Source organism: Serratia sp. CY38905 (assembly GCF_052168875.1).
In the GTDB taxonomy this organism is placed as follows: Bacteria; Pseudomonadota; Gammaproteobacteria; order Enterobacterales; family Enterobacteriaceae; genus Serratia; species Serratia sarumanii.
Window position 1 is genome coordinate 1,100,987 of record NZ_JBJNLV010000001.1, and the last position, 26,134, is coordinate 1,127,120.

Here is a 26,134-nt window from a genome sequence, read left to right on the forward strand (position 1 = left end):
CCATAGAAAAAGGCGCTGAATTCAGCGCCTTTTTTGTTTTTCCCTGCGGCTGGATTACTTACGGCGCCAGGTGGTGCCCTGCGGGCCGTCTTCCAGCACGATGTTCATCTCGTTCAACCGATCGCGGGCGGCATCCGCCAGCGCCCAATCCTTCGCGGCGCGCGCTTCGTTACGCTGTTTGATCAGCGCTTCGATCTCCGCCACTTCGCCGTCGTCAACCTGAGCGCCTCCTTGCAGGAACTGCTCCGGCTCCTGCTGCAGCAGGCCGAGCACCTTCGCCAGCTTGCGCAGTTCCGCCGCCATGCCGTTGGCCGCCGCCATGTCTTCACCCTTGAGGCGGTTAACCTCGCGCGCCAGATCAAACAGCGCCGAGTAGGCTTCCGGGGTGTTGAAGTCGTCGTCCATCGCTTCGCGGAAGCGGGCTTCGAACGCTTCGCCGCCGGCCGGCGCGGCGTCGGCGTCGGTGCCGCGCAGCGCGGTATAGAGGCGCTCCAGCGCGGTACGCGCCTGTTTGAGGTTCTCTTCGCTGTAGTTCAGCTGGCTGCGATAGTGGCCGGACATCAGGAAGTAACGCACCGTCTCCGCATCGTAATGGCCGAGCACGTCGCGGATGGTGAAGAAGTTATCCAGCGATTTGGACATCTTCTCTTTGTCGATCATCACCATGCCGGAGTGCATCCAGTAATTGACGTACGGGCCGTCGTGGGCGCAGCTCGACTGTGCGATCTCGTTCTCGTGGTGCGGGAACATCAGATCGGAACCGCCGCCGTGAATGTCGAAGTGGGTGCCCAGCTGTTTGCAGTTCATGGCGGAGCATTCGATGTGCCAGCCCGGACGGCCCGACCCCCACGGCGACTGCCAGCTCGGCTCGCCCGGCTTGGACATCTTCCACAGCACGAAGTCCATCGGATTGCGCTTCACGTCGTCGATCTCCACGCGCGCGCCGGCCTGCAGCTGATCCAGATCCTGACGCGACAGCAGGCCGTATTGCGGATCGCTGTCGATGGAGAACATCACGTCGCCGTTGCTGGCCACGTAGGCGTGATCGCGATCGATCAGGCGCTGGGTGATCTCGATGATCTCGGCGATGTGCTGAGTCGCGCGCGGCTCTTGATCCGGGCGATCGATCAGCAGCGCGTCGAAGTCGGCGTGCATTTCCGCCAGCATGCGTTCGGTCAGCTGGTCGCAGGTCTCATGATTTTCCGCCGCGCGGCGGATGATTTTGTCGTCCACGTCGGTGACGTTGCGCACGTAGTTCAGCGAATAGCCGAGGTAGCGCAGGTAACGCGCCACCACGTCGAAAGCGACAAAGGTACGACCGTGCCCGATGTGACACAGGTCATAAATGGTTACCCCGCACACGTACATGCCCACTTTCCCGGCATGAATGGGTTTGAATTCCTCTTTTTGACGACTCAGGGTATTAAAAATCTTTAGCATCGGGAGATTCCGTGGTGTGCGTGATAACAAAAAAGATAACCGGGCTTCAGGTTTCCGCCCGGTAGCGTATTGAAACCTGAAGCCTGATCTATTGCAAGGTTAAGGCCATGCTTTGCTGATTTCACGCGAATAAAATGCGCGAAATTCGGCGGCCGGCGCAATTGTTATAATATAACACAAATGCGATTACCACAGACAGTGCGCGGTTGAGCCGCTGCTGACTCGCTGGGGCGGATATGTTATAAGGGCGGTCTGAATGTTCACTCGCTTTACGTGACGTCTCACTTCACCTTGTTAGGATTAAAACTATGGTTACTTTCCACACCAATCACGGCGATATCGTTATCAAGACCTTTGCTGACAAAGCGCCGGTTACCGTTGAAAACTTCCTGAACTACTGCCGCGCCGGTTTCTACGACAACACCATCTTCCACCGTGTGATCAACGGCTTCATGATCCAGGGCGGCGGTTTCGAGCCGGGCATGAACCAGAAAGCGACCAACGCGGCCATCAAGAACGAAGCCAACAACGGTCTGAAAAACACCATCGGCACCCTGGCAATGGCGCGCACCAACGATCCGCACTCCGCCACCGCACAGTTCTTCATCAACGTGGCTGACAACGACTTCCTGAACTTCCGCGGCGAAAACGTGCAGGGCTGGGGCTACTGCGTGTTTGCTGAAGTGGTTGAAGGCATGGACGTGGTCAACAAGATCAAAGGCGTGAAAACCGGCCGCAGCGGCATGCACCAGGACGTACCGGTAGAAGACGTGGTGATCAACAGCGTGACCGTCAGCGAGTAATCGCGGCTGCATGAGTACGCTGTTCATCGCAGATCTGCACTTGTGCGCACAGGAACCGGCAATCACTGCCGGTTTTCTGCGTTTTTTACGGCACGAAGCGGTTCACGCCGACGCGCTGTACATCCTTGGCGACCTGTTTGAAGCCTGGATCGGCGACGACGATCCCGAGCCGCTGCACGCGGAGATCGCCGCGGCGCTGAAAGCGCTGCAACAGGCCGGCGTGCCCTGCTACTTCATCCACGGCAACCGCGATTTTCTGCTCGGCAAGCGCTTCGCCCGCGCCAGCGGCATGCAGCTGCTGCCGGAAGAGAAAGTGCTGGAGCTGTACGGCCGCAGGATCCTGATCCTGCACGGCGACACCCTGTGCACCGACGATCACGCCTATCAGCAATTCCGCCGTAAAGTGCACAACCCGCTGATTCAAAAATTGTTCCTGGCGCTGCCGCTGCGCTGGCGATTGAAGATCGCCGCCAAAATGCGCGCCCGCAGCCAGCAATCCAACCAGGACAAGTCGGAAGCCATCATGGACGTCAACCCGCAGGCGGTCGAGCAAACCATGCTGCGCCACGACGTGCACTGGATGATCCACGGCCATACCCATCGCCCGGCGGTGCACCGGCTGGCGTTGAGCAACGGCGAAGCCCATCGCGCGGTGCTGGGGGCCTGGCACGTCGAAGGATCGATGATCAAAGTCAGCGCCGACGCCGTCGAGCTGATCCAATTCCCATTCTGAATTCCGGACTGGCGCGCGAGTGAAAATTCGCGCTTTCGACGGTGAAAACCGGCGACGCAACCGTTTTCCTCGCCGTGCGCTCATGGTATGCTCTACGCCCTCATTCGGCCCTCAGCCGACGCCAGACAAATCACAGGAGCCTTACACCCATGGGAGCCAACGCTGCTTCAGCCGCCACTACCGGGGCGAAAATCGCAATTGTAATGGGATCGAAAAGTGACTGGGCCACCATGCAGTTCGCCGCCGAAGTCCTGACCCAGCTCGATGTCCCCTTCCATGTCGAAGTCGTTTCCGCCCACCGCACGCCGGACAAGCTGTTCAGCTTCGCCGAGCAGGCTACCGCCAACGGTTTTGACGTGATCATCGCCGGCGCCGGCGGTGCGGCGCACCTGCCGGGCATGCTGGCGGCGAAAACCCTGGTGCCGGTGCTGGGTGTGCCGGTGCAAAGCGCCGCGCTGAGCGGCGTAGACAGCCTGTACTCCATCGTGCAGATGCCGCGCGGCATTCCGGTGGGCACGCTGGCGATCGGCAAAGCCGGCGCCGCCAACGCCGGGCTGTTGGCGATGCAGATCCTGGCGCTGCACGACGCCGCGCTGGCGCAGCGTTTGGCGGACTGGCGTCAGGCGCAGACCGAAGACGTCTTGAACCACCCCGATCCGCGGGAGGATGCATGAAGCCGGTTTGCGTACTGGGCAATGGCCAGCTGGGGCGCATGCTGCGCCAGGCAGGCGAACCGCTGGGCATCGCCGTTTACCCTGTCGGCATCGATGCCGAGCCCGAAGCGGTGCCGTATCAGAATAGCGTCATTACCGCCGAGATCGAACGCTGGCCGGAAACCGCGCTGACGCGCGAGCTGGCGACCCACAGCGCCTTCGTCAACCGCGACATTTTCCCACGCCTGGCGGATCGCCTGACGCAAAAACAGCTGCTCGATCAGCTCGGCCTGGCGACCGCGCCGTGGCAGCTGCTGGCGAGCGCCGCCGAATGGCTGCAGGTATTCGCTTCGCTGGGCGAGCTGGCGATCGTCAAACGCCGGGTCGGCGGTTATGACGGCCGCGGCCAGTGGCGCTTGCGCCCGGGGCAGGAAGCCGAACTGCCGGCCGATGCCTATGGCGAGTGCATCGTCGAGCAAGGCATCAATTTCTCCGGCGAAGTGTCGCTGGTGGGCGCGCGCGGCCACGACGGCCGTTCGGTATTCTACCCGCTGACCCACAACCTGCATGAAGACGGCATCCTGCGCACCAGCGTGGCGCTGCCGCAGCCCAACCCGGCGCTGCAACAACAGGCCGAGCAGATGCTGGCGGCGATCCTGAACGAGCTGAACTACGTCGGCGTGATGGCGATGGAGTGCTTTATCGTCGGCGATCGGCTGCTGATCAACGAGCTGGCGCCGCGCGTGCACAACAGCGGCCACTGGACGCAAAACGGCGCGTCCATCAGCCAGTTCGAGCTGCACCTGCGCGCCATTCTCGGCCTGCCGCTGCCGCAGCCGGTGGTGAGCACGCCGTCGGTGATGGTCAACCTGATCGGCACCGCCGTCAACGAACAGTGGCTGTCGCTGCCGCTGGTGCATCTGCACTGGTATGAGAAAGAGGTGCGCCCGGGCCGCAAGGTCGGCCATCTCAATCTGAACGACCCGAGCGCCGCCGATCTGCGCCAGGCGCTGCAGGCGCTGGCGCCGCTGCTGCCGGGCGAGTACCAAAGCGGGCTGGCCTGGGCGCAGCAGAAGCTGGCTTAACGGTTTAAGCCGCCGAAAAAGAAGAAGGTTCAGCCCAGGCTGAACCTTTTTTTTGCCGCAAAGATCAACGCGAGCCGATATTACGCAACGGTTTGCCGGCCATCAGATTACGTTCAATATGTTCCAGAGAAATATTTTTGGTTTCCGGGATCAGCGCCAACGTGATGAAAACAAACAGCACGTTAAGCCCCGCATAGACCCAAAAGGTGTGCGCGCTACCCAACGAATTCAACATGGACAGGAACGTCGCTCCCACAATCATATTGGCGATCCAGTTAGTGGCGGTGGAGCAGGTGATGCCGAAATCGCGGCCTTTCAATGGCTGGATCTCTGAACACAGCACCCAAATCAGCGGGCCGGCGCTCATGGCAAAGCCGACGATAAACATCAGCAGCATGACGATGGCGAAATATTGCGCCACCGCCGAGTTCATGCCGATATTCATCATGGTTCCCAGCGCCCCCATGCCGACGGCCATCACGATAAACCCAAGGATCAGGGTGGGTTTGCGGCCCCAGCGATCGACCAGCCCAATAGCGATAAAGGTGGCCAGCACGTTGACCAGACCGACGATCACCGTGCCCCACATCTGCTGTTCCGTGCTGGCGAAGCCCGCCAGACCGAAAATCTTCGGCGCGTAATACATGGTGACGTTCATCCCGGTGAACTGCTGCATCACCTGGAGAAGAACGCCAAGGAAAACCGCGCGGCGGAAATTTTTATTGCCTTTGAACAACGCCCAACCGCTTTGCTTCAGTTTGAGGCTTTCACGAATTTCATTCAGCTCATGCTGCGCCTGGGCACTGCTGTCGCGCAGCTTCTCCAACACCTGGCGCGCCTGCTCATGACGATTGCGCGAGGCCAGCCAGCGCGGGCTGTCAGGTAAAAAGAACACGCCAACCAACAACAGCCCGGCCGGGATGGTGATGACGCCCAACATCCAGCGCCAGGCGCCGGTATAGCTGAATGCCGTATCAGACAGGTAAGCCGCCAAAATACCGATGGTGATCATCAATTGATACATCGAGATCATGCTGCCGCGGATTTTCTCCGGCGCGATTTCGGAAAGATAAATCGGCGCGGTATAAGAAGCGATACCCACCGCCAATCCCAGCAGAATGCGTGAAACGATCAGCACCTCCACGTTGGGGGCGAACGCTGAACACAGCGATCCCGCGACGAACAGAATGGCGCCGATCATCAAACTGTATTTGCGCCCCAGCCGGAAGTTCATCCAGCCGCTGCCGATGGCGCCGACGGCGGCGCCAAACATCATCGAGCTGACCACCCACTCCTGCTGAGAGCTGGTGATATGAAAAGTGTCGGTAATAAACGGCAGAGCGCCGGCGATTACGCCAATATCCAAGCCAAACAACAGGCCGGCCAAAGCGGCCAAAAAACAGACGAAAAAAGTCATGCCGACATGGGTCGGGCTTTTCTCCGCCGGTGCAACTTTAACGGTAGCGCTCATACAGCCTCCAGGAGAAAACGGTCATCAGTTGTGCGACATGATAGGAGGCAATGCGTCGCAGATAAGTGAGTACGATCACATTAGTGGAAGCGGTTACATAATTTTAAACCTTAATTCTACGCATCAACAGACGACAAACTCGTTTGGTTACTGTGTAACTCATTATTTATATGCATAAAAAAGTAAGCAACGGCCTGAGTTTGGTAAGAGCATTGCCAATACGCATTGTATCGATAGAGTACAAATGTAACCGATTTCACAAAAATCAGCGTGACGTGCGGAAGGGAACAAGGAGAAAAGCCACGGTAACGCGCGGCGGAAAATCGGCAGGCCCGGCCGCGCTTGGCAGCAACGGACCTGCGATAGCAAGATCAGCCATCATAACTGCGGAACAGCGCCCGGCCGCGCAGCAGGCGCACGCCCAGCCAGCCGCCGCACAGCGACAGCAGCAGCGCGCTGGCCAGCGGCAACGCCCACCACAGCACCGGCGTCGGCGTCCACGGGAAGTCGAATACCCGGCTCTGCAGCAGCCACAGCGCCGCCTCGGCGCCCACCGCCGCCGCGATGCCCGCCACCAGCCCCAGCAGGGCGAACTCGCACCACAGCGTGCGGCGCAGCAGCCGTTTGCCGGCCCCCAGCGTGCGGTACACCACCAGCTCCTGGCGGCGCTGACGCATGCCGACCTGCACCTGCGCCAGCAGCAGCAGGCCACCGCACAACACCACCAGCACCACCATCACCTCCAGCGCGCGGCTGACCTGCTGCAGCACGCCGCCGACCTGTTTCAGGATCGCGCCGATGTCCAGCAGGCTGAGCGTCGGAAATTGGCGGTTGAGCTGGGTCAGCATCTGGCCGTCGCCGTCGTAGCGGAAGCTGGTAAGCCAGGTCTGCGGCTGGCCGTCCAGCGCGCCCGGCGGGAAGATAAAGTAAAAGTTCGGCTTCAGGCTTTCCCAATCCACCTGGCGCAGACTGGTGACCTTGGCGCTGAACGCCTGGGTATCGCCGCTGAAGGTCAGCGTGTCGCCCAGCTTGATCTTCAGCCGCCCGGCAATGCCTTCATCCATCGAGACTTCGCCGCTTTTCGGCGGCCAGCTGCCCGCCACCAGCGGATTATGATCCGGCAGATCGGCCAGCCAGGTCAGGTTCAGCTCGCGGTTCACCGCCTCGCCGCCCGGATCGTCTTCATGCACCCGCTCGGTCGCCAGCTGCTGGTTTATCTCGGTCAGGCGCACCCGGACGATCGGATAATAGGTTTCCGGCTTGATCTGGTGCTGCTGCAGGAAGGTTTTCACCTGCGGCACCTGCGCCTCGGTCATGTTGAGCAGGAAATAGTTCGGGCTGTCCGGCGGCAGCTGTTGCTGCCAGCGTTCGAGCAGATCGCCGCGCAGCACCAACAGCAGCGCCAACAGCATGAACGACAGCGAAAATGCCGCCAGCTGGCTGATGGTCACCCACGGCTGATGCAGCAGGCGGTTAACCGCCATCCGCAGCGCCAGGCTCTTGAGCGTGATGCGGCGCAGCAACAACAGGCTGCCCCAGCCGATGCCGCCCAGCAGCAGCGCCAGCACCGCCATACCGGCCAGGATCGCCCACAGCAGCGTGCTGGCCCCCATCAGCGTCACCAGCAGCGCCACCACGACCGCCGCCGTCACCGGCAGGAAGTAACGCAGCGGCCAGACGTTGGCCACTACATCGCGGCGCAGCACCCGCAGCGGTTGGGTAGCCAGCAGCTGACGGTACGGCCGCAGCCCGACCAGCAGTGAAATCAGCACCAGCGCGCCGAGCGCCCACAGCCACGGCCAGGTGCCGGCGGCAGGCAATGCGGCCGGTAACACCGGTTTCAGCAGGCGAATCAACAGCGCTTCGAACGCCAGCCCGATCGCCCCGCCGCACACCGCCGCCAGCGCCATCACCGCCAGCCACTGGCCGACGATCAGCTTACGTAGCGCGCCGCGCCCGGCGCCGAGGGTTTTCAGCACCGCGATCAGATCGTAGCGGCTGCGGCAATAGTGGCTCATCGCCACCGCCACGGCGGCGATCGACAACAGCAGCGTCAGCAGGGCCGACAACAGCAGGAACTGTTGGGATCGCTGCAGAGACTTGCCGAGCGCGCTGCCGGACTCCTGCAGCCCGAACCAGCGCTGATCCGGCGTCAACTGCGGCGTCAGCCGTTCTTCGTAACGTTGAATATCCGGCTCGGCGCCGGCGAACATGTAGCGGTAGGTCAGGCGACTGCCCGGCTGCACCGCGCCGGTCTTATCGACGTCCGCCAGGTTGATCATGATGCGCGGCGCGGTCTGGAACGGGTTGAAGCCGGCGTCCGGCTCCTGAATGATTTCGCCGGCGATGCGCAACGTGGTGTCGCCCACCTCGAGCGAATCCCCCACTTTCACGTTCAGCAGCGCCAGCAGACGCGGTGCCACCAGCACGCTGCCCGGTTCGGGCTTGATGTTGGCCGGGCGCGTTTCCAGCTTGCCGTACAGCGGATAGGCCAGATCGGTGGCTTTCACGTCCGCCAGCTGCGGCCGATCGCCGGCATAGGTCATGGTGGTGAACGACAGCTGACGGCTCAGTTTCAGCCCCTGCTGCTGCGCGTCCAGCAGCCAGCCTTCCGGCACCGGATGCGCGCTGCGCAGCACCCGATCGCCGGCGATAAAATCGCGGCTCTGCTGGCTGAGCCCTTTGTCCATGCGATCGCTGATGCTGCCCAGCGCCAGCACGCAGGCCACGGAGAGCGTCAACGCCAGCCAAACGATCAGCAGCGACGGCGAGCGCCATTCGCGCCAGAACCAGCGCCAGATCATGCTTCCTCCCACAGCTTGCCTTCACGCAGCCGCAGCCGCCGCTGGCAGCGCGCCGCCAGGGTTTCGTCATGGGTCACCAGGATCAGGGTGGTGTCAAAATCGCGGTTGAGAGAGAACAACAGGTCGGCGATGCGATCGCCGGTCTGGCGATCGAGGTTGCCGGTCGGTTCATCGGCGAACAGCACCCGCGGCCGGCCGCTGAAGGCGCGCGCCAGCGCCACACGCTGCTGCTCGCCGCCGGACAGCTGCGCCGGCAGGTGATCGAGCCGTTTGCCCAATCCCAGCTGTTCCAGCAGTTGCACCGCCTGCTCGCGGCTCTGCCTGTCGCTCTCGCCGCGCAGCAGCGCCGGCAGCTGCACGTTCTCCAGCGCGTTCAGCGTCGGCACCAGCATGAACGACTGAAACACGAAGCCGACGTTCCTGGCGCGCAGCGCGGCGCGGCCTTCTTCGTCCAGCGCGGTCAGCGACTCGCCCAGCAGGCGCACCTCGCCCTCGCTGCCGTCATCCAGCCCGGCCAAAATGCCCAGCAGGGTCGATTTCCCCGATCCGGATTCGCCGATCAGGGCGATCGTCTGCGCGGGTTTGACAAGCAGCTCGACTCCGGTAAGGATGGTGAGCTGATGCTCACCCTGACCAACGTGTTTACTAAGATGATGAACTTCAAGAACGTTTTCCGCTGGCATCTTCCCTTCCTTTTGCTGTTGGGATTATTCAGTTTACGCGCTGTCGCTGCCGATACCTTGTTGATTTTGGGCGACAGTTTAAGCGCCGGCTACCGCCTGCCGATCGAGCGGGCCTGGCCGACGCTGTTGGCCGAACAGTGGCAGAAAAAACCGGGCGCGCCGCAGCTGGTCAACGCCAGCATCAGCGGCGACACCGCCGCACAGGGGCTGGCGCGTCTGCCCGCGCTGCTGAAACAGCATCAGCCACGCTGGGTGCTGATCGAGCTGGGCGCCAACGACGGCCTGCGCGGTTTCCCGGCGCCGGACATGCAGCGCGATCTCGGCCAGATCATCACGCAGGTGCAGCAGGGCGGCGCACAGCCGCTGCTGATGCAGATCCGCATCCCGCCGAACTACGGCCGCCGCTATACCGAGGCGTTCAGCGCCGTCTACCCGGCGCTGGCCAGGCAGTTCAACATTCCGCTGCTGCCGTTCTATATGGAACAGGTGGTGGTGAAGCCGGAATGGATGCAGGATGACGGATTGCACCCCAATGGGGACGCCCAGCCGTTTATCGCCACCTGGATGGCGGAGCGCCTGGAACCGCTAGTAAAACATGAGTCTAACTAAATTAGGGTCGTACACTAGGTAAAGTTATGCAAAAAGCAGTATTGATAACCGGCTGCTCCAGCGGGATTGGACTGATTGCGGCGCAGGATCTGCGCAACCGCGGCTACCGGGTGCTGGCCGCCTGCCGCAAGCCGCAGGACGTGGAAAACATGCGCCAGCTCGGGCTGGAAGGCATCGAGCTGGATCTGGACGACAGCGCCAGCGTCGAGCGCGCCGCCGCCGAGGTGATCGCGCTGACCGGCGGCCGTCTGTACGGCCTGTTCAACAACGGCGGCTTCGGCGTTTACGGCCCGCTCAGCGGCATCTCGCGCAGCCAGCTGGAGCGGCAGTTCGCCACCAATCTGTTCGGCACCCACCAGTTGACCCAGTTGCTGCTGCCGGCGATGTTGCCGCACGGCGAAGGGCGCATTATCCAGACCAGCTCGGTGATGGGCCTGGTCTCCAGCGCCGGGCGCGGCGCCTACGCCGCCAGCAAATTCGCGCTGGAAGCCTGGTCAGACGCGCTGCGCATGGAGCTGCACGGCAGCGGCATTCAGGTCAGCCTGATCGAACCGGGGCCGATTTCCACCCACTTTAGCCAGAACGTCAATCAGACGCAGAGCGACAAACCGGTGCATAACCCCGGCATCGCCAAGCGCCTGACGCTGCCGCCGGAGGCCATTCTGCCCAAGCTGCGCCACGCGCTGGAAAGCCCGCGCGCCAAACTGCGCTACCCGGTGACCCTGCTGGCGCACGCGATGAGCGTGCTGCGCCGCATTCTGCCGGGCCGCTGTCTGGATTGGCTGCTGCGCAGCAACGCTTAATTCGCCCGCCGGGGTTGAAGAATGGCGGCGCGCCCCCATCTACACCCCATGGCTCCGCACGATCAGAGAGAAAAAAGATGCTAGCTCAAGCTGTTGTTGATATTAACGAAACTAACCTGCACCAGACGCTGGAACAGTCGATGTCCATTCCGGTGCTGTTCTACTTCTGGTCCGAGCGCAGCCAACACTGCCTGCAGCTCACGCCGGTGCTCGACAAACTGGCGGCGGAATACGCCGGCCAGTTCATTCTGGCCAAGGTGGACTGCGACGCCGAACAGATGATCGCCTCCCAATTCGGGCTGCGCTCCATTCCGACCGTCTATCTGTTCAAAGACGGTCAGCCGGTCGACGGCTTCCAGGGCCCGCAGCCGGAAGAAGCGATCCGCGACTTGCTGCAGCGTTTCCTGCCGAAGGAAGAAGATCTGAAACTGGCGCAGGCGCAGGAACTACTGGCCGCCGGCAACGCTGCCGAAGCGCTGCCGCTGCTGAAAGACGCCTGGCAGAGCAGCCAACAGCGCAGCGACATCGGCCTGACCCTGGCCGAAACTCAGATCGCGCTCAGCCGCAGCGAAGACGCCGAAGCGGTGCTGGCGACCATTCCACTGCAGGATCGCGATACCCGCTATCAGGGCCTGGTGGCGCAGATTGAACTGTTGAAGCAGGCGGCGGACACGCCGGAAATCCAACAGCTGCAACAGCAGGTACAGCAGCAGCCGGACAACGTCGAGCTGGCGGTGCAGCTGGCGCTGCAGCTGCATCAGGTCGGGCGTAACGAAGAAGCGCTGGAACTGCTGATGGGGCATCTGAAGAAAGATCTGGCCGCCGCCAACGGCAACGCGCGCAAGACCCTGATGGACATTCTGGCCGCGCTCGGCACCGGCGACGCGCTGGCCGCTAAGTATCGCCGCCAGCTGTACTCCCTACTGTACTGATATACCCTTCGTCTTTCCAGCCGCATCGTTGTTGGCTGCACGTTCGAACCCCAGTCACTTAGTTATCTAAGCTCCTGGGGTTTCTCACGTTTGCCGCCTAGACGCAACTGGAAATCCATTGGGTATATGTGTTGTCCCAAAGTAAATATTGAAGGGTATCCCCTAAATAGTTCGAGTTGCATCAAGGCGGCAAGTTTGTAAGTCCCCGGGAACTTACTCAAGTAAGCGACCGGGGCGCGCAAACGCAGCCAACACAGATGCAGCTTGAAATATGACGGGGATATCAGCGATAGACCCGCACCCCGCCTTCCACGCCCGCCGGGCTGAACAACACCTGCCACAACTGAATGTTGCGCGAACGGAACGCGCCGGCGCAGGCGTTCAGGTAATAAGTGAACATGCGTTCGAAGCGCTCGGAATAGCCGCCGGCCAACTCTGGCCATGCCCGTTTGAAGTTCTCCAGCCAGGCCATCAGCGTGCGATCGTAATCGGAGCCAAAGTTGTGCCAATCCTCCATCACGAAACGCCCTTCGCTGGCCTCGGCGATATGCCGCACCGAAGGCAGGCAGCCGTTGGGGAAGATGTATTTGTCTATCCAGGCATCGACGTTGAGATCGGTCTGATTGGAACCGATGGTGTGCAGCAGGAACAGGCCGTCGGGCTTCAGGTTGCGCGCCGCGACGCTGAAATAGGTCTCGTAGTTTTTCGGCCCGACGTGCTCGAACATGCCGACCGACACGATGCGATCGAACTGGCGATCCAGATCGCGGTAATCCTGCAGCAAGATCTCGACGTCCAGCCCGGCGCAGCGTGCCTGCGCCAGCTTCTGCTGCTCGGCCGAAATGGTCACGCCGTGCACCGAGACGCCGTAGTTTTGCGCCGCAAACTGCGCCAGCCCGCCCCAGCCGCAGCCGATATCCAGCAGCGTCATGCCCGGTTTCAGCTGCAGTTTCTCGCAGATCATCCGCAGCTTGGCCTGCTGCGCCTGCTCGAGCGTCTGCGCCTCTTTCCAGTAACCGCAGGAGTATTGCATGTAGGGATCGAGCATCGCCCGGAACAGGTCGTTGCCGATGTCGTAGTGCTCTTTGCCCACCTGCCAGGCGCGCTTGCGCGATTGGCGGTTGAACAGCCGGGCATAGGCGATGCGCGCGATGTCGCTCAGGCTTTTCGGCAGCCGCTCATCGACGCCGGCCTGCAGAATGCGGGTGAACAGCATGTCCAGCCGTTCGCACTCCCACCAGCCGTCCATGTAGCCTTCGCCGAAACCGAGCGAGCCTTCCTGCAAAATGCGTTTGAACAGCGCCGGGTTGTGCACCCGGATATCCCAGGCGCGCGGGCCGTTGATGGCGACGCCGGCTTCCGCCAACATCTCCTCCACAATGCGATACCAGCGATCCTTCTTCTGGGCGAGTTCATCAACACTGAGCGAATCCATAACAATCCTTGGCCGAAATGTCATTTCAAAAAGCATAGTCGCAAATAAAAATGACAAATTTTTGACGGTAAATACCGGGGTGTTTTTACTCTAGCCAAGGCGAGCAACATCATGAAATGAATAAAAATTATTGAAATCATGCCATTTAGGCATACTTATCCGCGCCAACGCGGGCGCGGATAAACCGACGGCGGCTAAGGCAAAATAGAGGTGCCGGCCTGGCCCGCCAGCACCGCGTCGATATCCTGCAGGCCGCCGATATGGGCCGTCCGCCCGGTGCGATCGACGAAGCGGCTGACCGCCATGATCTTCGGCCCCATGGCGCCGTCCGCCACCGCCATCGGCGCCAGCTCCTGCGTGGTGGCGCGCCGAATGGCGCGCTGGCGCGGCGTGCCCCACTCCTGATACACCGCGTCGGCGTCGGTGAGGATCACCAGATGATCGGCCCCCACCTGCTCCGCCAACAGCGCCGCCGCCAGATCTTTATCGATCACCGCTTCGCTGCCCGTCAGCCCACGCTCGTCGGCGATCATCGGAATACCGCCGCCGCCGTTGCAGATCACGATGTGCCGCTGCGACAGCAGCAGCGTGATCGCCTCGATGTCGAGGATCTTTTGCGGCGCCGGCGAAGGCACCACCCGGCGGATGTAGTTGCCGTCCGCCTTCAGCGTCCAGCCGTATTTGGCCTCCAGCGCCTGCCGCTGTTCCGGCGCATACACCGGCCCGATGAACTTGCTCGGCGCCAGATAATCCGCATCCTGCGCATCCACCAGCACCCGCGTCAGCAGCGTGGACACCGGCTGCTGCGGATGGCTGGCGCTCAACTGCTGCGCCAGCATATAGCCGATCATGCCCTGGCTTTCGGCCACCAGAATATCCAGCGGATAGGGCGGCACGTCGCGGTACGCCAGGTTCTGCAACGCCAGCAGCCCCACCTGCGGCCCGTTGCCGTGCACGATGGCGATGCGGTATTTCTGCGCCAGCTTGCCGATGGCGTCGGCGATGAGGGCGATGCTCTTATACTGATTTTCCGCAGAGAGCACGGCTCCGCGCTGCAACAGGGCGTTGCCACCCAACGCAATGACCAAGGTTTTCATGGTTTGCACCCGTAGTTGAAATCATACCGTCCCGGCCGGATCCGCGATCCGGCCCTCGTGTTCACACCGCGCGCCGCACAGTGCGTTAATCGTCGTCACCCCCAGCCACATGCCCAGCAGCGTGTCCGCTCCCGAGAAGTGCCCCAGGCTCAGCACCGCCGCCACCGCCGCCGATACCTCTTCAGGCGCCCGCAGCCCCAGCGCCAACGCATGCAGCGGCGTGGCGAACACGCCCTGCTCGGCGTAACGCAGGTAATGCGCGCTCACCAGCGTGGTCAGCGCGTCCAGCGGTGGCGTCTGGGCGAAAAACGGCGCCAGCCCGGCGACCTGAATGCGGCTGTCGAGGTGCGCGCTCAGCAGCAGGCCGAGCAAGGTGTCGTCGTTGCTCGGCGTCAGCCCCGGCCCCTTGCCCAGCGCCTGGCGCCAGTCGACCGTGTCGCCCCGCAGCCAACGGGAGAAATCCCGCACCAGCGCGGCCGGCTCCCGCGTTAACGGCTGCCTCACCAATCGGCCCAGCTCGCCGTGTAACCCGCACTGCGCCGTGCAGCGCTGCAATACCGCCGTCAGCGGCCGATCGGCAATGGCCGCGCGCGATGTCAGCGCCAGATCCCGCGCCGCGGCGGCGGGCCGCACCAGGAGCCCATCCAACGTGATGCCTGCGGCGGAGAAGGCGCAGCGCCCTACGGACGGCGCCGCACGCCGCACGCGATCGAAATCCCGCGTACCGAGCTGCCACCCCATCGGGCTCAGGCCGCTGCCGGCGCGGTGCAGCGTCAGCAGCCGCGCGTTTTCCGTCAGGAAATTGATCGCGTTGTTGAAGCTGCCGACGCAGCGCAGCGCGCCGTAGTCTTGCGTCGCATGGCGGCTGCCGGCCAACGCGATAATGTCCATACGCCCCTCCGTTCGCTTACGCCGTGATGCCGAGCTTATCGGCCAGCGCTTCGATCGCTTTCTCGAAGCAGCCGAGCGGCGCGCGCACCGTGCCGGCGCCAATTTGCCCGACCCCGGCTTCGCGGTGGGCGATGCCGGTGTTGATCAGCGGCGTGATGCCGGTTTCCACCACCCGGCGCGCATCCAGCCCCAGGCAGGCGCCCTGGAAGTCCCAGGTCGGGATCTGCAGCATCATGTTGCGCTCGAGGTAGATCTCCGCCATTTCCTCGGAGATGTCGGTGGCGGCGCTCATGCCGCCGGAAGCTCCGACGAAGCGCGTCACGCCCGGTGCCGCGACCATCGCCGCGCCGCCAATGCCGAAAGTTTCGGTGATCGCGCTGTCGCCGATGTCCGGGTTGGCGTCTGCCTGGCTGAAACCGGAGAAGAACAGCCCTTCCGGCGTATTGACGGGGGCGGTGAACCAACGATCGCCCATCCCGCTGATCTTAATACCGAAGTTCTTGCCGTTGCGGGTCATTACCGTGACGATGGTGCCCTGCTCAATCTCCGCCCCGGCGTCCATCGCCGCCTTGCAGTAGGCCATCGCCAGATTGAGGAAGAACTGATCGGTGATGCTGAGGAAATGCATCACCTGCGCCAGCTCCGCCTTATCGCGCGGCAGCAGGCTAATCTCCGGCGCCAGCCTGCGCATCAGCAGCGCCGAGGCCGCGATATTGCGCTGGTGGAATTCGTCCCCCATGCTGATCGCCTGCGCCATCAGCGCGGTCAGATCGATCCCCTCCTCCAGCGTCGCCAGTACCGCTTTCAACACCGGGGCCAGCGAGTCGCGCATCCAGCGCAGGCGCTGCTGCACGTCCTCGCCGTAGGCGCCGAAGCGCATCACCTTGCCGATGCCTTCGTTCATGTTGCAGTAGGCGTAGTTGCCGTGAACGGTGTTCCTGACCACTACCATCGGCATGTGGGCCGAGGTGATGCCGCCCATCGGCCCCACCGCGCTCACGCTGTGGCACGGGATGAATTCGATTTCCCCCTGCTCCAGCAGCGCCAGCGCCTGCTGCTCATCCTGCGCCCAGCCTTCGAACAGGCAGGCGCCGATGCAGGCGCCGCGCACCGGGCCGCTCATCTCTTGCCAGGTGACCGGCGGGCCGGCGTGCAGCAGCTTGCGCCCTTCGGCCAGCTGCGGGATCAAACGGTGCGCCAGATCCACATCCTGCCAGTGCGGGCGCGCCTCGCGGATACGGGCGATAACGGCGGCGTTTGCTTGCTCAATCGTTGCGTACATAGCGGTTCCTTACTTTAATTTTTTCAAGATGTTGGCTAATCGTTGATCGCCACCGGCCACCGGCGCCCACTGGTAATGCACCACCGGAATGTCGCTGGTTTGCAGGTCATCGGCGAAGCTGCGCAGCCCGGCGTTGATCACCGCGACGCCGTCCAGCAAGGCCGGCCGTTCGCGTTCAGGTGCGGGTAAGACGGGGGTAATCAGCTGGTGCGCCAACGCGACCGCCGCCGGCAGCGACGGCATCACCGCGATGCCGGCCTCCTGCAGGGTGGCGATTTGCCGCGAGCGCTGCTGTGGATCCTGTTCGGTGCCGGTGACGGTGGCGATCGCCGCCAGCGGGTGGGCCGCGCCGCGCGCCGCGCGCACGTTGGCCACCTCGGCCGCCAGCGACGCCGCCGGATCGTCCTGAGCGCCGAAGCCGATCACCACGTCCAGCAGCAACACGCCGGTCTGCGGCTGCTGTGCCAGGCGGGCGATTTCTTGATTGCGGGCGGTCGGGTCAATCATCGGGTGCGGTCGCCCCTGGGTATAAAAGTCATCGCCCATGTCGATGATGCGATGGCCGTCGGCCATCAGCATGGCGCCGCGCGGGTGCTCGCTATCCACCGGCAGGGACAGTTTTTCCGCCAGCAGCATCGCGCATTCGGCCGCCAGCGTGCCGCCGGCGTACAGCCCGGCGATTTTGCCGCCGGGCACCGCGGGCTGTTGTGCCGCCTGTTGCTGCACGTAGCCCAGCACCGCCGCCAGCCGCGCCGCTTCATCCAGCGTGGCGGCGAACGTGATGTTGCCCTCCTGACGCACGGCGGACTGCGCGCCGAGGAACAGCGCCACTACCGGCTTACCGAGCGCTTTCATCTCGTCGATCACCCGCTGGCGCACCTCGGGCGCCGGCGGTTTGGACACGAACGCCAGCACCAGACTCTGCGGATCCGCCGCCAGCATGCGCAGCGCGCTGATGGCGCTGATGCCGCCGATCTCCGCCGTCAAATCCCGCCCGCCGAGGCCAATGGCGTGCGAGATGCCCTGGCCTGCCAGGGTAATTTGCGAAATCAGTTCCTGAATGCCGGTGCCGGAGGCGCCCACCACGCCGATAGATCCGGCGGGCGCCACATTGGCGAACGCCAGCGGCGCGCCGGCGATGCAGGCGGTGCCGCAGTCCGGCCCCATCACGATCAGCCCGCGTTCGCGCGCCTTGGTTTTCAGCGCCACTTCCTGCGCCGGGCTGACGTTGTCAGAGAACATCATCACGTTGCAGCCGTCTTCCAGCGCGCTATCCGCCAGCTCCGCCGCATATTCGCCGGCGATCGAGATCAGCGCCAGATTGGCGGCGGGCAGCTTCTGCCTGGCGGTGCGCCAGCTGCGCGCCCGCAGCAGTTTTTTGCCGCCCTGGCTGCCCTGCGCAATCGCCTTGAGCGCCGTCTCCAGCGCCGCGCCAATCTCCTCGGCGATCGTCTCGTCGGCGGACTCCGCCTTGATCGCCACGCAAATATCGTTCGGCGTCGCTTCGCTAAACTGCGGGTGCCAGAAACCGGTCACCTCCAATAAGGATTTATTGGCCGGTGTCCCCATCATGACGGATATTTCCTCGACCTTGGGAGATTCACTGAGTTTGCGGGAGATCAACATCAGGCTGACGGAATCCTGAAAGCTCCCCTTTTTAATAAAAGCATGGATCATGGTGATATCCTTAAGACAGCATTTAATAATATCGGCAATATTTCCCGCACCGGCGGCACGGCGACGCATTGAATTCAGCGAAAAGGTTAATTATCAAGCTACAAATTAAAACCGCGCCCCGAGGTGAGTACGGTCACACTTTATCCATTGTTAGAAAAAATAACTTAATCACCTGAATATTAGTTAATCCAGAAGGGAAAAAGTATTTATAAAAAAACTTCTAACAATGGCGATTTAATTCAACGAATTTTTAATCCAATCGGATAAAACGCATCTGGATCACATTATTCCCCCCCGGTATTTATACATTACAACGCAGAGGCGAATTAAATAAACCGTAGTGATAAAAGGACTATATATGAAGGTCTCTAAACAACAATTACATCAGCTTATCCAGCAAAAAATTCACGCCGCCGGCCTGAGCCAGGAACACGCCGGCATCGTCGCCGACGTGCTGGTTCATGCCGATGCGCGCGGCATTCATTCTCACGGTGCGGTCAGGGTCGAATACTATTCCGAACGCATCAGCAAAGGCGGCACCAATAATCACCCGCATTTCACCTTTGAGAAAACCGGCCCCTGCAGCGCCATTTTCGACGGCGACAACGGCGCCGGGCACGTGGCGGCCAAGCTGAGCATGGATCGCGCCATTGAAATGGCGAAAGAGAACGGCGTGGCGGTGGTGGGCGTGCGCCGCATCGGCCACAGCGGGGCGCTGTCGTACTTCGTGCAGCAGGCGGCGCGCGCCGGCATGGTCGGCATTTCGCTGTGCCAGTCCGATCCGATGGTGGTGCCGTACGGCGGCGCCGAGGTCTACTACGGCACCAACCCCATCGCCTTCTCCGCGCCGGGCGAAGGCGACGAGCTGATCACCTTCGATATGGCCACCACCGTGCAGGCCTGGGGCAAAGTGCTGGACGCCCGCTCGCGCAACGCCGCCATCCCCGACACCTGGGCGGTGGACGCCGAGGGCAAGCACACCACCGATCCGTTCGCCGTCAGCGGGCTGCTGCCGATCGCCGGGCCGAAAGGCTACGGCCTGATGATGATGGTCGACGTGCTGTCGGGCATTTTGCTCGGCCTGCCGTTCGGCAAACACGTCAGCTCGATGTATCACGATCTCAGCGCCGGCCGGGAATTGGGCCAATTGCATATCGTCCTGAATCCGGGTTATTTCACCAACGAATCGGCGTTCCGTAAAAATATCAGCCAGGTCATGAAAGAGTTGAATGCCGTTAAGCCGGCGCCGGGCGTCAGCAAAGTGCTTTATCCAGGGCAGAACAGCCATGCGCGTGAAATGGAAAGCGAGAAAAACGGTATCGAAATCGTCGACGATATTTATCAATACTTAATTTCAAATGCTATTTACCAGCGTTCTTACGACCATAAAGATCCCTTCGCCAGTTAACGCACTCTATTATCGTGGGCTTTTTACGCCGCGGCTCGCGGTTGATATTTCTGAGCCGGGGAGAAAAAAGAAAACCTTCATCAGCGCGCTCAGCGCAATAGGTCGGCCGGCGGCGAATAGCCTCCGCCCTGGCCGCATCGCCGCTGAGACACAACATGCGGGCAGGTAAACATGAAAGACTTCCAACAAGAAATCCGTGATATTTCCGGCTGGTTATCGAAAATCGGCGCCGACCCCAGCGGCGGCATGACGCGTCTGCTTTATACCCCGGAATGGATCGAAGCGCAGCACGCGCTGAAAAACGCCTTCGAGGCCGCCGGGCTGAGCACCCATTTTGATGCGGTCGGCAACCTGTTCGGCCGGCTGGAGGGCAGCAAATACCCCGACCAGGTGATTCTCTCCGGTTCACACATCGACACGGTGGTCAACGGCGGCAACCTCGACGGCCAGTTCGGTATCGAAGCCGCCTTCATGGCGATCAAACACCTCAAGGACACCTACGGCCCGCCGCTGCGCAGCCTGGAAGTCATCGCGCTGGCGGAAGAAGAAGGCAGCCGCTTCCCTTATGTGTTCTGGGGCAGCAAGAACATCGTCGGCCTGGCCCGGCGGGAAGACGTGCAGCACATTACGGACGCCAAGGGGGTCGGCTTCGTTAACGCCATGCACGACGCCGGTTTCGATTTCCCTCCGCCGCATCAGCCGCTGCGCAGCGACATCGCGGCCTTCGTCGAGATCCATATCGAACAGGGCAAGGTGCTGGAAACCGAAGGCAAAACCATCGGCGTGGTGACCAGCATCGTCGGCCAACGGCGTTATGACGTGCGGCTGCAGGGCGAAGCCAACCACGCCGGCACCACCCCGATGAGCTACCGCCGGGATACCGTGCACGCCTTCAGCCGCATCTGCTGCGAATCGATCGCCAAGGCGCGCGCCGAGGGCGATCCGCTGGTGCTGACCTTCGGCAAGGTGGAGCCGAAGCCGAACACCGTCAACGTGGTGCCGGGCTTCACCCACTTCACCCTCGACTGCCGCCACACCGATCAGGCCGCGCTGCTGCGCTTCACGCAGGAGATCGAGCAGGATATCCAGCGCATCTGCGCCGAGATGGGCATCGAGGCCGAGATCGATCTGTGGATGGACGAAGCGCCGATCCCGATGAACGAACAGCTGGTGGCCTGCGTCAGCCGCCTGTGCGAAACGCAGCGGCTGAATTACCGCATGATGCACAGCGGCGCCGGACACGACTCGCAAATCTTCGCCCCGCGCGTGCCGACGGTGATGATGTTCGTGCCGAGCATCGCCGGCATCAGCCATAACCCGGCGGAAAAAACCGCCGTCGCCGATTTGAACGAAGGGGTGAAAATCCTGGCGCAGACGCTGTATCAGCTGGCCTACACCGAACAGGGGGCCGAGGCATGAGCAACGACATCGACCCGCGCTACTGGAAAAAGATCGTCGTCGTGCTCTGTCTGGGCTGGGCGGTGATCTGGATCTATCGCACCGTCCTGACGCCGATTTTCCCCGAGATCCAACAAACCATCGGCGCGCACTCCAATGCGGAAATGGGGCTGATCGCCAGCTTCTACTTCTTCGCCTACACCGGGATGCAGATCCCGGCAGGCATCCTGGTGGACAAATTCGGCAAGAAGGTGGTGCTGATCCCGGGCTTCTGTCTGTTCATCATCGCCACGCTGCTGATCGGCAACGCCACCAGCCTGACCATGGTCTATGCCGGCAGCCTGCTGGCGGGCATGGGCTGCGGCTCTTACTACGGCTCGGCCTACTCCCTGTCGTCGGAGAATATCCCGCTGGAACGCCGTGGCCTGGCAACCGCGGTGATCAACAGCGGCTCGGCGCTCGGCATGGCCATCGGCCTGATCGCCTCCAGCCTGCTGGTGAAAAGCTTCAACATGAACTGGCAGATCATGCTGTTCATCATCACCGGCCTGCTGGTAGTGATGACGCTGGTGTTCGCCGTGGTCATCAAAGGCTCGCAGCCTCAAGCCGCGGCGGCCGTCAGCCAGACCGTTGCGCCGACGGCTGCGGAGCCCGAGGAGGACGGCCAGCCCAGCGGCCTGTTCAGCCTGCGCATGATCTCCGCCTACGCGATGTACTTCGCCACCTGCTACGGCTACTACATGATAGTCACCTGGCTGCCCTCGTTCCTGCAGCAAGAGCGCGGCTTTGAAGGGGTGGCCATCGGCTTCTCCTCCGCCCTGGTGGCGTTCGCGTCGGTGCCGGGCGCGCTGTTCTTCAGCCGCATGTCCGACCGTTTCCGCAACAAGAAGGTGCAGCTGATCATTTTCCTCGAGCTGTGCGCGGCGGTGATGCTGGTTTGCACCGTCATTTCGCCGGACTCCACCATGCTGCTGATCAGCCTGATCCTGTACGGGTTGCTGGGCAAGCTGGCGGTCGATCCGATCATGATCTCCTTCGTCGCCGACAACGCGCCGAAGAAAGGCTATGGCACCAGCTTCGGCGTGTTCAACTTCTTCGGCATGTCCTCGTCGGTGATCGCCCCCTTCCTGACCGGCGTGATCTCCGACAGCACCGGCTCCAAGGTGATGGGGTTTTACATCTCCGCCGCCATCCTGCTGGTGGGGACCGCCATTTTCTTCACCGTCAACGTCTTGATGAAACGCACTACGCCAACCCGAACGGCCACCGAGGCCTGACGGCGCTTTTTTACCGGGCGCCGCCGCGGCGCCCTTTCAACGATCAGGAGAATCAACGTGGGTTACTTCAACAATCAAACCGGATATCCAACCGACATTCTGTCAACGCGCGCCATCATCAAACGCGGCAACTATGCGCTGATCCCGCCGAACGGCCTGGTGCGCAACGTCATTCCCGGTTTTGAAAACTGCGACGTCACCATCTTGTCGACGCCGAAACTGGGCGCCACCTTCGTCGATTATCTGGTAACGCTGCACGACTGCGGCCGCAACACCAAAGGCTTTGGCGGCGAAGAGATCGAAACCTTCGTGTACGTCATCGACGGCGCCATCACCGCTTCCGCCGACGCCACCGACTACCCGCTGACCGCCGGCGGCTACCTTTACTGCCCGGCGGGCGTCACCCTGCGGCTGGAAAACGCCAACGGCGGCCAATCCAGCCGCCTGTTCCTCTACAAGCGCCGCTACCAGCGCATCAAGGGTTACGAGGCGCACGTGGTCAGCAACAACGTCGCCAACCTGGAAAAGATCCACTACGAAGGCATGAGCGAGGTGATCCTGCAGGATCTGCTGCCGAAAGATCTGGGCTTCGACATGAATATGCACATCCTCTCCTTCGCCCCCGGCGCCAGCCACGGCTACATCGAGACCCACGTGCAGGAGCATGGCGCCTACATTCTCAGCGGCGCCGGTGTGTACAACCTGGACAATGAATGGATGCCGGTGAAGCAAGGCGACTATATCTTCATGGGTGCCTATGTGCAGCAGGCGGGCTATGCGGTGGGCCAGGAAACCTTCAGCTACATCTACTCCAAGGACTGCAACCGCGACGTCGAGCCGTAAGCGCTTCGCCGCCAAAACCAAGGCCACCTGCTCGCGCAGCGTGGCCTTCTTTTTTATCCCAATCGCCGGCCGATGCGCATCGCGCGGGCGACGTTGGCGGCGCTGCGCTGCAGGTTGAGCTCCCCTTGCGACAGCGCGGCCTCCAGCGCACTCAGGCGCGGCAGAATGCTGAACATCGCGTCTATTCCCTGCGCGTGCAGCGCCTCCGCCCCTTCCTCCACCACGCCGGCCAGCGCGATGACCGGCAAACCGCGCGCCCGCGCCAGACGGGCGACGCCGGACAGCGCCTTGCCGCCCAGCGTTTGGCTGTCGATGCGCCCTTCGCCGGTGATCAGCAGATCGGCCTCCGCCAGCGCCTGCTCCAGGCCCAGCGCCGCCATCACGATCTCGATACCCGGCTTCAGCGTTGCGCCGAGAAACACCTGGCAGGCGATCCCCATGCCACCCGCCGCCCCGCCGCCGGCGACGTGCCGCACGTCGTGACCGGTGCTCTGGCGGATCACCTCAGCATACTGCGTCAGGCCCTGTTCCAACTGCGCCACCATCGCCGCCGTCGCACCCTTCTGCGGCCCGAACACCGCCGCCGCGCCGCGCGGCCCCACCAGCGGATTGTCTACGTCGCAGGCGACCTCGATCCGGCACTGCCGCAGGCGCGCATCCAGCGCGGAGAGATCGATGCCGCTCAGCGTCGCCAGCTCGCCGCCGCCCCACGGCAGCGCCTTGCCGTCCGGGCGGTAGAAGCGCCCGCCCAGCGCCTGCACCATGCCGACGCCGCCATCCACCGTGGCGCTGCCGCCGATGCCGAGGATCAGGTGGCGAATGCCCTGATCCAGCGCATGCCGGATCAGTTCGCCGGTGCCGTAGCTGGTCGCCAGCAGCGGGTTACGGCGCGCCGCCGGCGTCAGCATCAATCCGCTGGCCGCCGCCATTTCGATCACCGCCGTCTTGCCGTCGCCGCTGATGCCGTAAAACGCCGCCACCCGTTCCCCCAGCGGCCCCGTCGCCGATACCGTCACCTTGCGCCCGCCGGTGGCGGCCACCAGCGCGTCCACCGTGCCTTCGCCGCCGTCGGCGATCGGCAGGCAGACGCACTCGGCATCGGGATAAACCTCGTGGAAGCCGCGCGCGATCGCCCGCGCCGCCCGTTCTGCGCTGACGCTTTCTTTAAATGAATCCGGTGCAATAACAATTTTCATGCTGCCTCCTTTATTCGAGACGAAATAAAAATGGCCATGCCTTCCCCCGCTGAAATAATCAGATGAGAAATGCATGGCGAAATAAAATAAAACTGTTGCCGACTATTTAATGAAGATGAAGGGAAGCGTTATTTATTGACCCATTTCGCCGGCACGCTGTAGGTTAATATCGCCCCCAGTATCATCATCGTCGACAAGACGCACATCGCCGCCAAATTGCTGTGGGTCAGCTGTTTGAAATAGCCGATGATATAAGGCGAAATAAAACCGCCGATGTTGGCGATGGAATTGATGAGCGCAATGCCCGCCGCGGCGCAGGTGCCGGTAAAGATGGCGTTCGGCAGGCTCCAGAACAGCGGCGAGGGCACCAGGCTCGACGCCACCGCCACGCACAGCGCCGCCATCACCACGTGCTTGTTGTCCGGGAACAGGCCGATGAAGATCAGCGACACCGCGGCGATGCAGAACGGCACGATGATGTGCCAGCGCCGCTCGCGATGCTTGTCCGAACTGCGCGCGGCCACCAGCATCGCCACCACCGCCAGCATGTACGGCAGCATGGTCAGCAGGCCGATATCCATCACCGAGGTCACGCCGGTGTCGCGAATGATGGTCGGCACCCAAAACGCCAGCCCGCCCTGGCCCATCACGGTGCAGAAGCAAATCAGCCACATTTTGGTGAACGCGGACGATCTCAGCATGCTTTTCATCGTCCACTCCTGCCCGCCGGCGGCGCCCTGGCGCGGCGCGCTCTGCGCCATATCCTCTTTGATCAGCGCCTTCTCCTGCGGGCTGAGCCACTTGGCGCTCTGATAGGTGTTATCCAGGAAACAGAAGATGACGATGGCGATCAGCAGCGCGCGCGGGCCGCTGATAAAGAACAGCCACTGCCAGCCGGAGAGATTCATCAGGCCGTTCATGTGCTCGATGATCCACCCGCACAGCGGGCCGCCGATGATGTTGCTGACCGGGATGCCGCACACGAACAGCGCGGTCATCTTGGCGCGCTGGCTGGACGGGAACCACAGCGTCAGATAGAGGATCACGCCGGGGTAGAAGCCGGCCTCCGCCAGCCCCAGCAGGAAACGCGCCAGGTAGAATTGCCAGGGGTTGGTGATAAAGATGCTCAGCATCGAAATCGCCCCCCACACCACCATCAGCAGCGCGATGATCTTTCTGGCGCCGTAGCGGCTCAGCAGAATGTTACTGGGTACCCCGGCGATGATATAGCCGATGAAAAACACCCCGGCGCCCAGCCCGTAAACGGCTTCGGCCATCGAGACATTGCCGTTCAGAATATCGGGCATCATTTGAAATTTCGAAAACGAAATGCCAACCCGATCGAGATAACCGACGATATAGCTCACTAATAAAATGGGCATAATGCGCCAGGCGATTTTTCGATATAAACGGTTTTTGTCAGGGGCGGTAAGAATATCTTTATCAATAACAGCATTATCGGTTGCCATATTCAGTGTCTCCTCGGTTGGCATCCTGCTTTTTACTTTTTATTGTGCTGAATCATTTTTTATTGGATTGGCGGGGACCCTCTTTATTTATCATAAAGAGGGCGTTATTAATGTCGAACATCTCTGATTCTAACGATAAGCCGGC

General features: G+C 62.1%; 22 protein-coding genes. 11 read left to right on the forward strand and 11 right to left on the reverse strand.

The window, feature by feature from the left end:
- Nucleotides 1-54 precede the first annotated feature (54 nt).
- Nucleotides 55-1,440 (reverse strand): cysteine--tRNA ligase, encoded by a 1,386-nt coding sequence (cysS, locus tag ACJ8MK_RS05590; RefSeq protein ID WP_442517580.1) that lies wholly within the window; start codon nt 1,438-1,440, stop codon nt 55-57.
- 308 nt (nt 1,441-1,748) lie between these two features.
- Here cysS and ppiB point away from each other — a divergent pair, with 308 nt between their 5' ends.
- The 4 genes from ppiB (at nt 1,749) to purK (ending at nt 4,714) form a co-directional block, all read left to right on the forward strand.
- A complete protein-coding gene (gene ppiB, locus ACJ8MK_RS05595; RefSeq protein ID WP_016928800.1) occupies nt 1,749-2,243 on the forward strand; it encodes a peptidylprolyl isomerase B in 495 nt (164 codons plus the stop codon).
- 10 nt (nt 2,244-2,253) lie between these two features.
- On the forward strand, nt 2,254-2,976 hold the full coding sequence (locus ACJ8MK_RS05600; RefSeq protein ID WP_074026641.1) for a UDP-2,3-diacylglucosamine diphosphatase: 723 nt from the start codon (nt 2,254-2,256) through the stop codon (nt 2,974-2,976).
- Between the two features lie 149 nt (nt 2,977-3,125).
- Complete coding sequence (gene purE, locus ACJ8MK_RS05605; protein WP_033653219.1) at nt 3,126-3,650, forward strand: 5-(carboxyamino)imidazole ribonucleotide mutase; 525 nt, start codon at nt 3,126-3,128, stop codon at nt 3,648-3,650.
- Nucleotides 3,647-4,714, forward strand: coding sequence for a 5-(carboxyamino)imidazole ribonucleotide synthase (gene purK, locus ACJ8MK_RS05610; RefSeq protein WP_442517581.1), 1,068 nt, complete (start codon nt 3,647-3,649; stop codon nt 4,712-4,714). The genes purE and purK overlap by 4 nt, the downstream gene beginning before the upstream one ends.
- 64 nt (nt 4,715-4,778) lie before the next feature.
- Here the strand turns inward: purK and ACJ8MK_RS05615 are convergent, their stop codons facing one another.
- From ACJ8MK_RS05615 to ybbA, 3 genes are all read right to left on the reverse strand, one after another.
- On the reverse strand, nt 4,779-6,185 hold the full coding sequence (locus ACJ8MK_RS05615) for a sugar porter family MFS transporter (RefSeq protein ID WP_039566963.1): 1,407 nt from the start codon (nt 6,183-6,185) through the stop codon (nt 4,779-4,781).
- A gap of 371 nt (nt 6,186-6,556) precedes the next feature.
- Nucleotides 6,557-8,989 (reverse strand): putative ABC transporter permease subunit YbbP, encoded by a 2,433-nt coding sequence (ybbP, locus tag ACJ8MK_RS05620; RefSeq protein WP_442517582.1) that lies wholly within the window; start codon nt 8,987-8,989, stop codon nt 6,557-6,559.
- The gene (ybbA, locus tag ACJ8MK_RS05625) at nt 8,986-9,672 is read right to left on the reverse strand and encodes a putative ABC transporter ATP-binding protein YbbA (RefSeq protein ID WP_004940192.1); all 687 of its coding nucleotides are present in this window, start codon (nt 9,670-9,672) and stop codon (nt 8,986-8,988) included. Before ybbA ends, ybbP begins: the two co-directional genes overlap by 4 nt.
- On the opposite strand from ybbA, the gene tesA reads away from it, so the two are divergent.
- The 3 genes from tesA to ACJ8MK_RS05640 all read left to right on the forward strand — a co-directional run bounded on the left by tesA (nt 9,643) and on the right by ACJ8MK_RS05640 (nt 12,016).
- Nucleotides 9,643-10,281 carry a multifunctional acyl-CoA thioesterase I/protease I/lysophospholipase L1 gene (tesA, locus tag ACJ8MK_RS05630; protein WP_161781826.1) on the forward strand — a complete coding sequence of 213 codons (639 nt, stop codon included), beginning with the start codon at nt 9,643-9,645 and terminating at the stop codon, nt 10,279-10,281. The two genes, ybbA and tesA, sit on opposite strands and share 30 nt — an antisense overlap.
- Nucleotides 10,282-10,307: 26 nt before the next feature.
- The gene (locus ACJ8MK_RS05635) at nt 10,308-11,084 is read left to right on the forward strand and encodes an SDR family oxidoreductase (protein ID WP_033637386.1); all 777 of its coding nucleotides are present in this window, start codon (nt 10,308-10,310) and stop codon (nt 11,082-11,084) included.
- A gap of 77 nt (nt 11,085-11,161) precedes the next feature.
- Nucleotides 11,162-12,016, forward strand: a complete 855-nt coding sequence (locus ACJ8MK_RS05640; protein WP_025160052.1) for a co-chaperone YbbN — start codon at nt 11,162-11,164, stop codon at nt 12,014-12,016.
- 283 nt (nt 12,017-12,299) lie between these two features.
- On the opposite strand, the gene cfa is transcribed toward ACJ8MK_RS05640, so the two are convergent.
- The 5 genes from cfa to ACJ8MK_RS05665 form a co-directional block, all read right to left on the reverse strand.
- Nucleotides 12,300-13,451 carry a cyclopropane fatty acyl phospholipid synthase gene (gene cfa, locus ACJ8MK_RS05645; protein ID WP_103772590.1) on the reverse strand — a complete coding sequence of 384 codons (1,152 nt, stop codon included), beginning with the start codon at nt 13,449-13,451 and terminating at the stop codon, nt 12,300-12,302.
- A 194-nt stretch (nt 13,452-13,645) separates the two neighbouring features.
- Nucleotides 13,646-14,548 carry a carbamate kinase gene (locus ACJ8MK_RS05650; protein WP_103772591.1) on the reverse strand — a complete coding sequence of 301 codons (903 nt, stop codon included), beginning with the start codon at nt 14,546-14,548 and terminating at the stop codon, nt 13,646-13,648.
- Nucleotides 14,549-14,569: 21 nt separating this feature from the next.
- A complete protein-coding gene (locus tag ACJ8MK_RS05655) occupies nt 14,570-15,439 on the reverse strand; it encodes a DUF2877 domain-containing protein (RefSeq protein ID WP_103772592.1) in 870 nt (289 codons plus the stop codon).
- A 16-nt stretch (nt 15,440-15,455) separates the two neighbouring features.
- Nucleotides 15,456-16,721 (reverse strand): DUF1116 domain-containing protein, encoded by a 1,266-nt coding sequence (locus ACJ8MK_RS05660; RefSeq protein ID WP_103772593.1) that lies wholly within the window; start codon nt 16,719-16,721, stop codon nt 15,456-15,458.
- Nucleotides 16,722-16,730: 9 nt separating this feature from the next.
- Entirely contained in the window at nt 16,731-18,398 is a 1,668-nt protein-coding gene (locus ACJ8MK_RS05665; protein ID WP_161725982.1) for an acyl-CoA synthetase FdrA, read from the reverse strand.
- 358 nt (nt 18,399-18,756) lie between these two features.
- Between ACJ8MK_RS05665 and allD the strand changes: the two genes are divergently transcribed.
- From allD to allE, 4 genes are all read left to right on the forward strand, one after another.
- Nucleotides 18,757-19,806, forward strand: a complete 1,050-nt coding sequence (gene allD, locus ACJ8MK_RS05670; RefSeq protein WP_015376901.1) for an ureidoglycolate dehydrogenase — start codon at nt 18,757-18,759, stop codon at nt 19,804-19,806.
- A gap of 171 nt (nt 19,807-19,977) precedes the next feature.
- Nucleotides 19,978-21,225, forward strand: coding sequence for an allantoate deiminase (gene allC, locus ACJ8MK_RS05675; protein ID WP_442517583.1), 1,248 nt, complete (start codon nt 19,978-19,980; stop codon nt 21,223-21,225).
- Entirely contained in the window at nt 21,222-22,481 is a 1,260-nt protein-coding gene (locus ACJ8MK_RS05680) for an MFS transporter (protein ID WP_033653227.1), read from the forward strand. Before allC ends, ACJ8MK_RS05680 begins: the two co-directional genes overlap by 4 nt.
- 57 nt (nt 22,482-22,538) lie before the next feature.
- Nucleotides 22,539-23,324: a (S)-ureidoglycine aminohydrolase gene (allE, locus tag ACJ8MK_RS05685; protein WP_033637377.1), complete on the forward strand. Its 786-nt coding sequence runs from the start codon at nt 22,539-22,541 to the stop codon at nt 23,322-23,324.
- A 53-nt stretch (nt 23,325-23,377) separates the two neighbouring features.
- Here the strand turns inward: allE and ACJ8MK_RS05690 are convergent, their stop codons facing one another.
- Nucleotides 23,378-24,520 carry a glycerate kinase gene (locus tag ACJ8MK_RS05690; protein ID WP_164038775.1) on the reverse strand — a complete coding sequence of 381 codons (1,143 nt, stop codon included), beginning with the start codon at nt 24,518-24,520 and terminating at the stop codon, nt 23,378-23,380.
- 128 nt (nt 24,521-24,648) lie between these two features.
- Nucleotides 24,649-25,902 (reverse strand): MFS transporter, encoded by a 1,254-nt coding sequence (locus ACJ8MK_RS05695; protein ID WP_223307168.1) that lies wholly within the window; start codon nt 25,900-25,902, stop codon nt 24,649-24,651.
- Between the last annotated feature and the right edge of the window lie 232 nt (nt 25,903-26,134).

Bases quoted from the DNA above. Each gene is read 5' to 3' on its own strand.
- ACJ8MK_RS05665 (WP_161725982.1), bottom strand. From the start codon at position 18,398: ATGATCCATGCTTTTATTAAAAAGGGGAGCTTTCAGGATTCCGTCAGC.
- ACJ8MK_RS05680 (WP_033653227.1), top strand. From the start codon at position 21,222: ATGAGCAACGACATCGACCCGCGCTACTGGAAAAAGATCGTCGTCGTG.
- allD (WP_015376901.1), top strand. From the start codon at position 18,757: ATGAAGGTCTCTAAACAACAATTACATCAGCTTATCCAGCAAAAAATT.
- ybbA (WP_004940192.1), bottom strand. From the start codon at position 9,672: ATGCCAGCGGAAAACGTTCTTGAAGTTCATCATCTTAGTAAACACGTT.
- ACJ8MK_RS05615 (WP_039566963.1), bottom strand. From the start codon at position 6,185: ATGAGCGCTACCGTTAAAGTTGCACCGGCGGAGAAAAGCCCGACCCAT.
- ppiB (WP_016928800.1), top strand. From the start codon at position 1,749: ATGGTTACTTTCCACACCAATCACGGCGATATCGTTATCAAGACCTTT.
- ACJ8MK_RS05690 (WP_164038775.1), bottom strand. From the start codon at position 24,520: ATGAAAATTGTTATTGCACCGGATTCATTTAAAGAAAGCGTCAGCGCA.
- ACJ8MK_RS05640 (WP_025160052.1), top strand. From the start codon at position 11,162: ATGCTAGCTCAAGCTGTTGTTGATATTAACGAAACTAACCTGCACCAG.
- ybbP (WP_442517582.1), bottom strand. From the start codon at position 8,989: ATGATCTGGCGCTGGTTCTGGCGCGAATGGCGCTCGCCGTCGCTGCTG.
- cfa (WP_103772590.1), bottom strand. From the start codon at position 13,451: ATGGATTCGCTCAGTGTTGATGAACTCGCCCAGAAGAAGGATCGCTGG.
- purE (WP_033653219.1), top strand. From the start codon at position 3,126: ATGGGAGCCAACGCTGCTTCAGCCGCCACTACCGGGGCGAAAATCGCA.
- allC (WP_442517583.1), top strand. From the start codon at position 19,978: ATGAAAGACTTCCAACAAGAAATCCGTGATATTTCCGGCTGGTTATCG.
- ACJ8MK_RS05650 (WP_103772591.1), bottom strand. From the start codon at position 14,548: ATGAAAACCTTGGTCATTGCGTTGGGTGGCAACGCCCTGTTGCAGCGC.
- tesA (WP_161781826.1), top strand. From the start codon at position 9,643: ATGAACTTCAAGAACGTTTTCCGCTGGCATCTTCCCTTCCTTTTGCTG.
- cysS (WP_442517580.1), bottom strand. From the start codon at position 1,440: ATGCTAAAGATTTTTAATACCCTGAGTCGTCAAAAAGAGGAATTCAAA.
- ACJ8MK_RS05600 (WP_074026641.1), top strand. From the start codon at position 2,254: ATGAGTACGCTGTTCATCGCAGATCTGCACTTGTGCGCACAGGAACCG.
- ACJ8MK_RS05695 (WP_223307168.1), bottom strand. From the start codon at position 25,902: ATGCCCATTTTATTAGTGAGCTATATCGTCGGTTATCTCGATCGGGTT.
- ACJ8MK_RS05660 (WP_103772593.1), bottom strand. From the start codon at position 16,721: ATGTACGCAACGATTGAGCAAGCAAACGCCGCCGTTATCGCCCGTATC.
- purK (WP_442517581.1), top strand. From the start codon at position 3,647: ATGAAGCCGGTTTGCGTACTGGGCAATGGCCAGCTGGGGCGCATGCTG.
- ACJ8MK_RS05655 (WP_103772592.1), bottom strand. From the start codon at position 15,439: ATGGACATTATCGCGTTGGCCGGCAGCCGCCATGCGACGCAAGACTAC.
- ACJ8MK_RS05635 (WP_033637386.1), top strand. From the start codon at position 10,308: ATGCAAAAAGCAGTATTGATAACCGGCTGCTCCAGCGGGATTGGACTG.